Here is a 13228-nt window from a genome sequence, read left to right on the forward strand (position 1 = left end):
GGTTGTCAGTGCACCAAGCAATGGGCAAACTCAAGTAACCGCAACGGGGGCAATCATTTACACCGCCAATGCAGATTACTATGGTGACGACAGCTTTACTTACACAGTTAAAGACAGCAATGGCGAGGTATCTAACCTTGCTACTGTCACCATGACTGTAAACCCAGTCAATGATGCGCCTTTAGGTATTCCGCAAAGCTTAATACTTGCAGAAGATAATAGTGTTTTGATCACCTTGGTTGGCTCAGATATTGAGAACGATGATCTAAGCTATCGTCTTGATGAAGGCGCATTACATGGCTCGCTTGTGCAGCAAAGTAATGATAGTTGGTTATATACGCCAAACGCCAATTATAACGGCAGTGATGGCTTTAGCTTTGTTGTTAATGATGGACTATTAGATTCAACAATAACGCCGGTATCGTTAGTTATCACCGCAGTGAATGACGCGCCAGTTGTTGGTCTACAAACCGGCGTTACTGATGAAGACATGCCAGTCGTTATGAACTTACTCGGTAGTGATGTTGATGGTGATACATTAATCTATACAATCGTTAGTCAACCAACTCATGGCACTGCGACTATCTCAGGTGAGCAAGTTACTTATCAAGGCAGTGCAAATTACTTTGGTGACGATCAGTTTAGTTATATAGCGAATGATGGATTACTTGATTCAGCACCGAGCACAGTATCAGTAACGATTAATAGTATTAACGATTTGCCAGTGATTACTGGAGTACCAAGCTTAGCGGTTAATGAAAATGACTTATATAGCTTTGTACCACTAGCGACAGATAATGATGGCGATAACCTCAGCTTCAGTATTGAAAATAAACCAAGTTGGTTGAACTTTGATACCACCACAGGGGAGCTATCAGGCAGACCAAGCAATGCTGATGTAGGAAGTTATGCAGGCATCACGGTGCGTGTAACTGATGGGATTGCAAGTCAAAGTTTAACCCCATTTACACTGACAGTAGTGAATGTTAACGATGCACCAACAATCAGCGGTTCACCTGCAACATCAATCGCGCAAGATACAGGTTACTCATTTACGCCAATTGTGTCGGATATTGATAATACCAGTTTATCATTGACGATTGCGAACAAGCCGAGTTGGGCAACGTTTGATAGCACAAGTGGTACATTAAGTGGTATACCGACACGAGATGACGTTGGTCTATATAGTAATATTTTGATCAGCGTAACCGATGGGCAGTTAAGCAGTACGCTTAACCCATTTAGTATTGATGTAACGTATGTGAATGCGCCGCCTGTTGCTAATGATATGGTAATGCGCGTTAAAGAAGATAATAACCTCAGTGTCAGTGCTCAGGTTAGTGACAGTGATAACGACAATTTAGTTATAGAAGTGGTCACTCAACCACAGTTTGGTAGCTTAACGGTGCAAGGAACGGTATTTAGTTATCAGCCACAGGCTGATTATCATGGTAGCGACACCTTTAGCTATTTAGTGACTGATGGTAAAACAAGTTCAGCTATAGCTACGGCGTTAATTACTGTTGAGTCAGTAAACGATCAACCGGTTGCTGTGGAAGATACCTTTGACTTAGCGCGAACAGAAAGCGGCCGTTATATACTTGATGTATTGGCGAATGATACTGATGTTGATGGTGATGTAATAACAATTATTGGTGCTAGGGCGTCAGTGGGTACAGTGAGTATTGTTGACCAGCAGCTTGTCTATCAATTTAGCGCAAGTAACCAAGGCACTATTAAAGTTGAGTATATTATTGCCGACCCCGCGCAAGCACAAAGCACAGGGTTTGCTTTTATTAACTTTACTGATGGCCAACTAGGTGCACCAACCATTACACCTCCAGCTGATGTGGATATTGATGCAACAGGATTGTTTACTCGAGTTAAGCTGGGTACAGCTCTTGCGTTTGATAGCGAGCAAAACAGATTACCAGTCGCAACTTTAAATCAAAGTATGTTGTTTACGCCAGGTGTACATCAAGTGTATTGGCAAGCGACAGACAGTAGTGGTAAAACCACAATGGCTAGCCAGCAAGTAATGGTTCACCCGCAAATATCACTAGGTAAAAATAAAGTTGTTGCTGAGGATCAAAGTTATACCACTCGGGTTTACTTGAATGGAACAGCGGCAAGTTATCCTGTCACTGTACCTTACAGCGTATCTGGAACCGCAACATCAGATGATCATGATTTAATCAGCGGTGAAGTGGTTATTGAACAAGGCCTCGTTGGTGAGATCAACTTTAGAGTCTTTGCAGATAGTGAGATTGAAGCGGATGAAACAATAGTTATAACGCTTGACGATAGCCTTAATACTGGCGCGCAAGCCTCTAATATTATGACTATTTCAGAGAGTAATATAGCACCAAGCTTAGTTACGATAACGGAGCAAAATAATCAGCCTCGGCCATTTGTTTTAGCCAGTGACGATCTCGTAACAATTACAGCGTTGGCAACAGATAATAACCCTGGAGATAATATTTCATTCAGTTGGCAAGCAGCAGATGAACGGATTGTTGATCTAGGTAATGCGGCTGATACATTTGTGTTCTCTACAGCTGAACTCGATATTGGTATTTATGAAATAGCAGTAACCGCAACAGATGACGCTGTGGATAGCTTATCAACTACAGTGACCAGTTATGTTGAAGTGGTAGCTCAGTTACCTGAGTTAACAACTGCCGATACTGATAATGACTTAATACCAGACAATATCGAAGGTCTACAAGATAATGACCGTGATGGTATTCCTGATTATTTGGATAATATTAATGAATGTAATGTATTACCTGAGCAAGTAAATGAGTCCGCGCAGTTTCTTGTCGAGGGGGATGCGGGAGCATGTTTAAGAAAAGCATTCTCAAGCATACAAAATAGCAGTGGCGCAGCACAATTGTTTGAAAATGAATTGCCTGCAGATGTTGGGATGGATAACTCTGGTGGTTACTTTAGCTTTATAGTAACCGCCATGGAGCAAAAAGGTGAAAACTACCACATAGTGCTTCCGCAAAGAATGCCAATACCAGCGGGGGCGATTTATAGAAAGCTTATCAATAATGAGTGGATTGACTTTAATACCAGCAACGGCGATAAGGTCTATTCTACTCAAGGTGAGCAAGGGTATTGCCCTTCACCAAATAGTCAGCTGTGGCAAGAAGGGCTTAAAGAAGGTGACTGGTGTGTACAATTACGCATAACTGATGGTGGTATCAATGATGCTGATGGCGTAGCGAATGGTCAAATTGTTGATCCAGGCGGCGTTAGCGTTATGAGTAGTACTAACAGCGCGCCTGTTACACAATCAGATCAAGTAACTATTGCACTAGGTAATAGTATTGTTATTGATGTGCTCAGTAATGATAGCGATGCAGATAATGATGTATTGATGCTCACCAGTGCAAGTGTTGATTTTGGTGAGGTAGCAATCGTTAATAATCAACTTAGTTATCAACCATTACTTGATTTTATTGGTACTGCAACAATCAACTACAGTGTGTCTGATGGTAAAGGTGGAACAGCCTTTGGTACAGCGACTGTTAGTGTGGTAGTAAACAGTGCCCCAACAACTATTGCTGATACTGCAAGCACCAACGACCGCACGCAAATAGTTATTGATGTACTCTCCAATGACAGCGATGCGGATGGTGATGCACTTAGTTTAATAAGCGCGCAAGCTACGCAAGGAACAGTCACTATAAATAACGATGGCACATTGAATTACCAACCTAAAGTAGGTTTTGAAGGTGTTGATTTAATTGAATACACAGTGACTGACAGTAAAGGTGCTGAAGCTAAAGGAGAAGTAAAAGTGACCGTAAAAGCTTATACAACCACCACGGTTAAAAATAGCTCATCAGGTAGTTTAGGCAGCACCATGGTGTTGTTAATGATTGGTTTAGTCTTTATACGTCGCCAATCAAAACTGACGCCATGGGCTTTACTCGCTACGGCTGCGGTAGTCAGTCAGCCTGTACTAGCAGGTGAGTGGTCTATGGATGGCACTATTGGTTATGCGGCCGTTGCAGGCTCAACCACAACTAATCAATCAGTCGAATTAGCGAATACTGAATACGACGATACCGATATTAGTTGGTCAATAGGCGCAATTTATTCCTTAGCGACTAATTGGCAATTTGGCGTACGCTATATCAACTTAGGCGAAGGTAGTATGACCTTTGTTGGAGATACGCTTGATCCAAGTAACGCGCAATTGAATGTATCACAAACCGTGCCGGTATTGTCACAAGGACCTGCGATACAAACAGCTTATGTATTTCCGCTGTTGGGCCAAGTTAAGAGTAAGGTTTTTGTAGGGGCTTTCCATTATCATTATTCAATCGATAGCCGCTCATCTACGGGGCAAAAAATTACATATAGTGACACCAATACACGCCCTTATTTGGGCGGGCAATTAGCTTATCCAGTGCTTGAAAATACAGATGTTTCAATTAACTATAGCCATTATAAGCTAAGAGAAAACGATGTGAATGAATGGGCGCTAGGATTCCAATATCAATTTTAGGAGTCATTAAAGCGTAAATAAAAACGGCTAGCTTTCTAGCCGTTTTTGTATTTAATACTTAAACAACCCAAGTTTAGCGACAATGCCTTTTCAAGATCATTGAGCTACTTAACTGTCTTATCAAGATGATCCGCTTGTTGGGCAAGCGATTACCTTCTAACATCGGAAATAAATTAGGGTATTTAAGATAGTGATCACCTTTAAGCCATTAGCTTCGGGTCTCACGGTATCGGGCCTCGTTTTGCTTTGGTGCTTTTGCTATAAGCTTAACAATTTGTTTTATGCATACGTATTCAGATCAGTTCGCCGTCAAGCGATTATGGTTGCGTGATCATAATCGCTATTTCGGTTCGGTAGTCACGAGCATATAAGCTGATCCGCACGGTTTTCTTGTCGATGGTATAAAACAACGTTCGGCGTTTATTATCACCGATAATAAGCTCAGACTTACCTAAAGCTTGTTGATAAAAAGCACTCACTTTTGTAATCGACTGAGCAACATAGCCAGTTTGTATCAGTGGGTAGTCATCGGCAATTTGTAATGAGTACTTAAAATCAGCTGGTAGCGGAACGCTGTCTAAATTTGCAGCGCAAGTCACTGAGGTTAGGCTTATTGCTAACATCAGTGGTGTTATTATTTTTATCACATCGGTTCCTACACGCTATTTTTGCTAAGTTAAATTTTATTTCGAATTAAATCTCTTACAATAAAGCGGGCTGGGTGAATCGCTTGGCTTACTCGTTCACTCAAAGGCTGTGGTTCATTGTTAAGTGCAGCAACTAATTGTTCTGCACACAGGGGCGCACTGCATAAGCCACGAGCCCCAAAGCCTGTGAGTATGTGTAGTCCTTGTTGTGGTTTTTGTAAGGATTGATATTGATAGCGTTTCCCTGCGCGTAAATTGGCAAACGCGTGAATATAATCACTTTGCTGCGGCCATTCTCCGGCTATAGGGAGGTGATCAATAAAACTACAACGTACAGCGGCTTTAGCTGCCGTGATCTCACCTAGACTACTGGCAAAGTCGGTTTGTCCATAAAAGTGAAGCAGTTGCTCGCGATTTGTTTGATTGTCTTGGTCTTTGACTGCGCGGCTTTTTGAGTTCTTCTCGAATGTTGCGCCCATACAGTGATGGTCTAAATAAGCAGGAGTAAAGTAGCCTTTATGACATAGCACGGTTTTTAGTTTACGTGATGCAGGACTTGCTTGTACATGGGATACTTGACCACGCACGCCAACAATTGGCAGAGCCTGAGTTTGTACAAAACGGTCGCTGTGCTCACCAGCACATACAATAACGTCACTAAATGGGCCAAACTGTTGCCCTTGGCTCAATAACAGCCAGCCTTGCGGGGTTTTCTCAAGCTGTTCGATATCACAATTAAAATGGCTTTTAATTGGTTTGAGTTTATGGGCTTGTTGGAACAGAGCGCTCACTAATTGTGGTGGGTTAACCCATCCACCTAACGGGAAATATACGCCAGAGTAGCCTGTACTTACACCGGCAATTTCATCACCTTGCTCAGGCGTTACGCCGTGCATGAGTTCATCTGGCCACAGCTGTTTATGTTCAATATTTTGATGGCGCTCAACTAAGGGTTGTTTGATCGCGTGTTGTAATACGCCGCACCATTGATGATCATAGTGAAAGCCATTCTCAGTGAGTTGCTGATAAAGTCGTTTCGCATATAAAAAACTGTGCGCAAAAAGCTCACTGTGCGGGGAGTTTTTTGCTTGTAAGTGCGGATAAATCGCACCTTGTACATTATGAGATGCGCCCATCGCGAGTTGGGGATCTTGGCAAAAAAGTTGGCTGTTAACCCCACGTTTCGCCAAGCTATATAAAATAGCGCTGCTGGCTATCCCTCCGCCAATGACAGCAACGTTTTTAAGTGAACTTTGCTGATGAGCCAGATAAGGTGGCGCCGATTGTGCTTGATTAGCATGGGCTAAAGAACCAATCAGCATTTCATTTTTTTTGCCATGACCTTTGATTTTTTGTACCGCAAACCCTGCATCAGCAAGACCTCTACGTACAACACCTGCAACCGTAAAGGTTGCAAACGTGGCATTACTACGAGAAATATCCACCATTGAATTAAATAAGGCTGGCTGCCACATTTCTGGATTTTTACTCGGTGCAAAGCCATCTAGATACCACGCATCGATAATACCTGTTTGCGGGTAGCTTATAGCTGCGAGTGATTCTTGCACATCGCCAAAATATAAATCGAGTATAATTTGACCATTGTCAAATTCAAGACGATGGCAACCAGCCAAATTAATCGGGTACTTAGCAAGTAACTGTTTACTCAATGGTGCTAAACTAGGCCATACTTGCAATGCCTTTTGCAGATCGTCTGTTTTAATCGGATACTTTTCAAAAGACATAAAATGTAAGCGCTGCACATTTTGTTGTGCTGGGTTGTGAACTTCTTGACTATGATGTTGCCTACTGGTTAGATTATTTTTAAATTGTTGCCATGTATTTAAAAAATTAAGACCAGTACCAAAACCAGTTTCAGCGATAACGAAATGTGCACGGTCATGATTTTGTAATCGATGAGGCATATTATTTTGCTGGTAGAACACATAATCAGACTCAGCTTGGCCATCATCGTTCGAAAAGTAGACATCGTTAAAGTTGTCTGCAACGGGTGTACCTAAGTTATTAAAGTGAATTTCAGCGTTTTTAATCATGGCATGCAATTAATGAGTACTTTTTTTCATTATTTTACGTGTTTTCTTTGAAATAGTCTGGCGTTATTTATAAGCTAGAGGTTCAGAGTACAAGTGTACGCTAGAAAGCTGACCACTTCGTTGTAAGTTTCAGCGTAAAATAGAACACAATTTAGTATCAAGCTAAGGTAATTACCCATGAGAAGAGCCGTTATTACGGGCATCGGTGTTGTATCAAGCATCGGTAACAACAAAGAAGAAGTATTAGAATCGTTAAAAACAGGTAAGAGCGGAATCGCTTTTAACCCAGAATTTGCTGAATATAAGTTACGTAGTAACGTATCTGGCAAAATTGATATTGACGTTAAAGAGTTTGTTGACCGTAAAGCAATGCGCTTTATGGGCGATGCCGCTGCGTATTCGTATATCTCAATGGCACAAGCAATTGCAGATTCTGGTTTATCTGATGATCAAGTATCAAATGAGCGCACGGGTATCATTGTGGGTTCCGGTGGTGGTTCATCTAAATGGCAGGTTGAAGCGGCTGACATTTTACGTGAAAAAGGCGTAAAACGTGTAGGTCCTTATATGGTTCCGCGCACCATGGCCAGTACAACATCGGCATGCTTAGCAACACCATTTAAAATTAAAGGTGTTAACTACTCAATCAGTTCAGCATGTGCAACCTCTGCACACTGTATTGGTAACGCAGTTGAGCAAATCCAATTAGGCAAACAAGACGTTGTTTTTGCCGGTGGCGGTGAAGAGCTTCACTGGACATTGGCAATGGAATTTGACGCAATGGGCGCACTTTCTACTAAATATAACGAAACGCCTGAAAAAGCCTCTCGTACTTATGATGCTAACCGCGATGGATTTGTTATCTCTGGTGGTGGCGGTATTGTTGTTGTTGAAGAACTTGAACATGCGCTTGCACGTGGTGCACACATTTATGCTGAAGTTGTTGGCTATGGCGCAACATCTGATGGCTATGACATGGTTGCACCATCAGGTGAAGGTGCTGCACGTTGTATGCGTCAAGCAATGCAAGGCGTTGACAGCATTGATTATCTAAACACTCACGGTACATCTACACCAGTAGGTGATGTAAAAGAGTTAGGAGCAATTCAAGAAGTATTTGGTGGTAATTCACCGATGATCAGCGCGACTAAAGCAATGACAGGCCATGCACTGGGCGCCGCTGGTGTGCATGAAGCTATTTTCTCACTATTGATGTTAGAGCATAGCTTTGTTGCGCCTTCAATCAATATTGATGAGCTAGATGAACAAGCTGCAGGCTTAAACATTATCACTGAGCGTAAAGACGTTGAACTAAATACTGTTATGTCTAACAGTTTTGGTTTTGGTGGTACTAACGCCACGTTAGTGATGAGTAAATATAAAGGCTAATTAAAAAGCCACATTACAATTAAAGCCGAGCAACTTGCTCGGCTTTTTCGTTTTCAAAGTCGGCTATGTTCGTTACAATAGCGGCTCTTAGTGCTTACTGGACTTGTTAATGAAAATTCTTGCAGACCAAAACATGCCACTTGTTGAGCAATATTTTGCTGATTTTGGTGAAGTAACGCGTTTTGATGGTCGTACATTACAAAGCGAACAGCTAATTGATGTTGATGTATTATTAACTCGCTCGGTAACCTCAGTAAATGAAGCACTGTTAATACATGCTAATAAATTACGCTACGTAGGTACGGCGACAATCGGCGTTGATCATATTGATACTGATTTACTCAAACAACGTGATATTGCATTTACGAGCGCACCTGGTTGTAATGCCGTTGCTGTGGCTGAATATGTGATCAGTAGCTTGTTTGCACTGTGCCAAGAAAATGCCTGCACCTTGGAACACAAAACCATTGGGATTGTCGGAGTGGGCAGTATTGGTAGCTGTTTGCGAGATAAATTAGCCGCGCTTAATGTCACTGTATTAGTATGCGATCCACCTAAGCATGAAGCGGGACAATTAGCCGAGCATACAGATATTGATGAGTTGTTGAGTAAAGCGGATATCGTCACTTTCCATGTGCCGTTAGTAACGACCGGTAAACATAGTACCTTGCATTTAATGAACAAAGCGCGTTTAGCAGCGCTTAAACCTGGCACTATTTTGATTAATGCCAGTCGCGGCGATGTGGTCGATAATCATGCTCTACTGGAAATTATGCGCGGTGGTGCCAAGCTCGATGTGGTATTAGATGTATGGGAAAACGAACCTTCTATATTAACTGAATTGCTTGAGTTTGTGCGTTATGCCAGTGTCCATATCGCAGGCCATACCTTAGAGGGTAAAGCACGTGGCACGCAAATGCTCTATGAAAAGTTGTGCGAGCTTAAAGGTTTGCAAACAGGCAAAGCATTAGCTGATTTTTTACCAGTGCCCGCGTTTACCCAAGTTACATTACAAGAAACCTTTAGCGAAGCTGATTTAGGTCAGTTGATCCATCTGGTTTACGATGTGCGTCGTGATGATGGTATTTTGCGATACAACTTAGCAAGTGAAGGGTTTGATAGCTTACGTAAAAACTACCCCATTCGACGTGAATTTAGCACAGTCAAAGTGCTAGGTGCAGGCGCATATTCGCCTTTGCTGCAAGGGCTTGGTTTCGTAGTCGAATAACTTAAAATTTAAACAGCGGCCACAATGGCGGCTGTTAAACGAGGAATACACATGTCACAAAAATATAATGTTGCCGTACTTGGCGCTACAGGTCTTGTTGGTCGCCAAATTATTGAAACGTTAGAAGATCGTAAGTTTCCTGTTGATCAATTATTTTTATTGGCAAGTAGTCGCAGCGCTGGTGAAGATATTAAGTTTCGTGGTGAAACTATTGAAGTGCAGGACGTTGAAGGGTTTGACTTTAGCCAAGCGCATATTGGTTTATTTTCTGCTGGTGGCAGTGTGTCAGAAAAATACGCACCTATTGCCGCTGATGCAGGATGTGTAGTAATTGATAACACTTCGCACTTTAGAAATGATTTTGAAATACCACTGGTTGTGCCAGAAGTAAATGCAGCAAGCCTTGCTGATTTTAGAAATCGCAATATCATTGCTAATCCTAATTGCTCAACTATTCAAATGATGGTGGCATTAAAACCTATTTATGATGCATACGGCATCGATCGTATTAATGTATCTACTTATCAAGCAGTATCGGGTGCAGGCAAAAAAGCGGTTGATGAACTTGCAAAACAAACTGCTAATTTAATGAATGCACGCCCTGTAAATAGCGAAATATTTCCAAAGCAGATGGCGTTTAATGTTATCCCACAAATTGATGTTTTTGAAGATAACGGTTACACCCGTGAAGAAATGAAGATGGTTAACGAAACCCATAAAATTCTAGGTGATACCACAATTGCTGTTAATCCGACGTGTGTACGAGTTCCGGTATTTTTTGGTCACTCAGAAGCGATTAACATTGAAACACGTATGCCGTACGACTTTGAACATGTAAAACAGTTACTTAATGACGCGCCAGGGCTTGAACTTATAGAAGACGAAGGGGATTACCCAACCCCGGTTACGGATGCAAGTGGTAATGACATTGTGTATGTAGGGCGCTTACGTCAAGATATCTCACATCCGCATGGTTTAAATATGTGGGTTGTAAGTGATAATACCCGTAAAGGGGCCGCAACGAACAGCGTGCAAATAGCTGAAGAGTTGATAGCGAACTATCTTTAATTAAAAGCAAGAAAAGCGGCAGTTTGTCGCTTTTTTATTTTTTAACTGCCAAATAATTGCCGCATAGCTGCTAAAAGCGTATAAACTTAATCTTAACGATAAAAAATTCTTCCAGCTGATAAAGTTTAAGCTATTACGTATCAAAGTGTTGCGATGGATATTAAGCCGCAACTGGTTTATAGTTTGCAACTGGAATAGAGCTTGCTAGAAAGACTTAATTAACTATTTATTTATGTACGTTATTTCTGCAAGAAATAATCAATGTTTAAGCGTCTAATTTAATGGCGCTGCGTTAACATTTAAACATTAAAGGATCAGCATGCGCGGTTTAGCTACACTCCTCTTATTAGCGTCTGCATTGGTGGTAACACCGATATACTCCCAAGACGGTGGCCAACTTAAAGGCCCTAAAGGCGTTGATTATGGCGTTCAAGGGCGTTCTATTGGGCCAATAAAGCCAACCGATACGCTATGGCGAATTGCTGCAAAAGTGCGACCAGATAACTCCGTCAGTATTTATCAGGTTATGCAGGCTTTATATGAAAAAAATCCGCAATCATTTTTAGATCAAAATCTCAATCATATGCGCGATGGTGCGTATTTAAAAATCCCTACCTTAGCCGATATCCGCGCAGTAAGCCCGGAGCTTGCCAAACAGCGCTCAGAGCAAGATGATGAGCTATGGGAAAAAAAGAAAAATGGCACGCTTACGAACAGCGAAATTACTGCTTCACAAACCAAAGTAACTCAAGCACGCAAAGTGGATGTTGATGAAGCTAAGCAAGAATTAAAACAAGAAATCAACAGCATTAAAACCCAACAGGGCAGTCAGCTTGTTGAATTACAAAAGCAGTTCAAGTCGTCAGTTGATAATGTCGAAGAAATTTTAGTTGAAAACAATAAATTAAAGCAACAGTTAACTGGTGTGTCTAAAGAGCTTGAAAATATTCGTGAGCAACTTGGTAAAGACAGTGAAATTCAACGCCAACTTTCTGAATTGATTGCAAAACAGAACGAAATTATAGAGCAACAACAAGCAAAAAAGCTCGAGGAGACTAGTGAATTTGACTTTGCTGGGCTATTAGCCAATCCGCTAGTTCTTATTTTATTAATGACAATTCCAGCGTTATTGATCATCTTTGCAATCGTGATGTTTTTACGTAAACGTAATAAAGAAGATGAAAGCACCGATGATGACGAATTTTTACCACAAAGCCCTAGTTATACAACAGAGGATGATGTTGACTTAGGACCATCACTTGATCCAATTATTCCAGATCCAGTTCAAGAAGACGATGATGTAAGTATTCAGCTTGATGATCTTGAAAACGATATTTTACCTGATGACGACGATATCATTTTTGATGACAATATTGATGATGCGTTTGAAGATGGTGACAGTTTATTAAATCAAGACGAATTAGATGGCTTACTGAGCGACGACATTGTATTTTCTGATGAAAGTGACGAAGCTAAAGAAGAAAATGATGAACTTGATATCTTCATGCAGCAAGATTTTGATCAAGCAGATGATGATAGCTTAGGCGACGACATTGATTTAGATATTAAAGCCGACAACAATGATGGCGATATTTTAAGTGCAGCAGATCTAGATGATTTATTTGCTAATGACAGCGATGAACCGACTGCTGAATTAGATGACTCGCTTGATTCAGATGATGACTTAGCAGCACTCAGTGAAGAGTTAGCAGATGAAGGTGATGATTTTGACATTGATGCATTGATTGATGAACAAAATAGTAATCAACCGACAGATAAGAATGACGGCGATAATGACGAATTTGATTTAGACGATATTGACAGCCTTATTGATGAAGCTGGCGATAAAGCAACTGCAGAGCCAGAGCTTGCTGAAGAAGACGAATTTGATTTAGACGATATTGACAGTTTAATTGATGAAGCTGGCGATAAAGCAACTGCAGAGCCTGAGCTGGCTGAAGAAGACGAATTTGATTTAGACGATATTGACAGTTTAATAGATGAAGCTGGCGATAAAGCGACTGTAGAGCCTGAGCTGGCAGAAGAAGACGAATTTGATTTAGACGATATTGATAGTTTAATTGATGAAGCTGGCGATAAAGCAACAGCAGAGCCGGAGCTGGCTGAAGAAGACGAATTTGATTTAGACGATATTGACAGTCTGCTTGATGAAGCTGGCGATAAAGCAACAGCAAAGCCGGAGCTGGCTGAAGAAGATGAATTTGATTTAGACGACATCGATAGTTTAATTGATGAGACTGGCGATAAAGCAATAGCAGAGCCAGAGCTGGCTGAAGAAGACGAATTTGATTTAGACGAT

Annotated in this window: 7 protein-coding genes; 5 read left to right on the plus strand and 2 right to left on the minus strand. The window is 41.3% G+C overall.

Features of this window, described 5'->3' with window-relative positions; genetic code table 11:
- On the plus strand, window positions 1-4522 hold a 4522-nt coding region (locus H5154_RS21620), incomplete at its 5' end, for an Ig-like domain-containing protein (RefSeq protein WP_182719576.1).
- A 317-nt stretch (window positions 4523-4839) separates the two neighbouring features.
- Here H5154_RS21620 and H5154_RS21625 read toward each other — a convergent pair.
- Together H5154_RS21625 and mnmC are read right to left on the minus strand one after the other, a co-directional pair.
- On the minus strand, window positions 4840-5169 hold the full coding sequence (locus tag H5154_RS21625; RefSeq protein ID WP_145241510.1) for a hypothetical protein: 330 nt from the start codon (window positions 5167-5169) through the stop codon (window positions 4840-4842).
- Between the two features lie 29 nt (window positions 5170-5198).
- A complete protein-coding gene (gene mnmC, locus H5154_RS21630) occupies window positions 5199-7223 on the minus strand; it encodes a bifunctional tRNA (5-methylaminomethyl-2-thiouridine)(34)-methyltransferase MnmD/FAD-dependent 5-carboxymethylaminomethyl-2-thiouridine(34) oxidoreductase MnmC (RefSeq protein ID WP_182719577.1) in 2025 nt (674 codons plus the stop codon).
- Between the two features lie 177 nt (window positions 7224-7400).
- Here mnmC and fabB point away from each other — a divergent pair, with 177 nt between their 5' ends.
- The 4 genes from fabB to H5154_RS21650 all read left to right on the plus strand — a co-directional run.
- Window positions 7401-8612, plus strand: coding sequence for a beta-ketoacyl-ACP synthase I (fabB, locus tag H5154_RS21635; protein ID WP_145241506.1), 1212 nt, complete (start codon window positions 7401-7403; stop codon window positions 8610-8612).
- 109 nt (window positions 8613-8721) lie between these two features.
- Window positions 8722-9840, plus strand: coding sequence for a 4-phosphoerythronate dehydrogenase (locus tag H5154_RS21640; RefSeq protein WP_182719578.1), 1119 nt, complete (start codon window positions 8722-8724; stop codon window positions 9838-9840).
- Window positions 9841-9891: 51 nt separating this feature from the next.
- Entirely contained in the window at window positions 9892-10908 is a 1017-nt protein-coding gene (locus H5154_RS21645) for an aspartate-semialdehyde dehydrogenase (protein WP_182719579.1), read from the plus strand.
- A gap of 319 nt (window positions 10909-11227) precedes the next feature.
- Window positions 11228-13228, plus strand: a 2001-nt coding sequence (locus tag H5154_RS21650) for a FimV/HubP family polar landmark protein (RefSeq protein WP_310736630.1), incomplete at its 3' end; no start/stop codon positions are given.

The sequence above is a fragment of the Pseudoalteromonas sp. SR44-5 genome (genome assembly GCF_014163675.1).
Lineage (GTDB): Bacteria > Pseudomonadota > Gammaproteobacteria > Enterobacterales > Alteromonadaceae > Pseudoalteromonas > Pseudoalteromonas rhizosphaerae.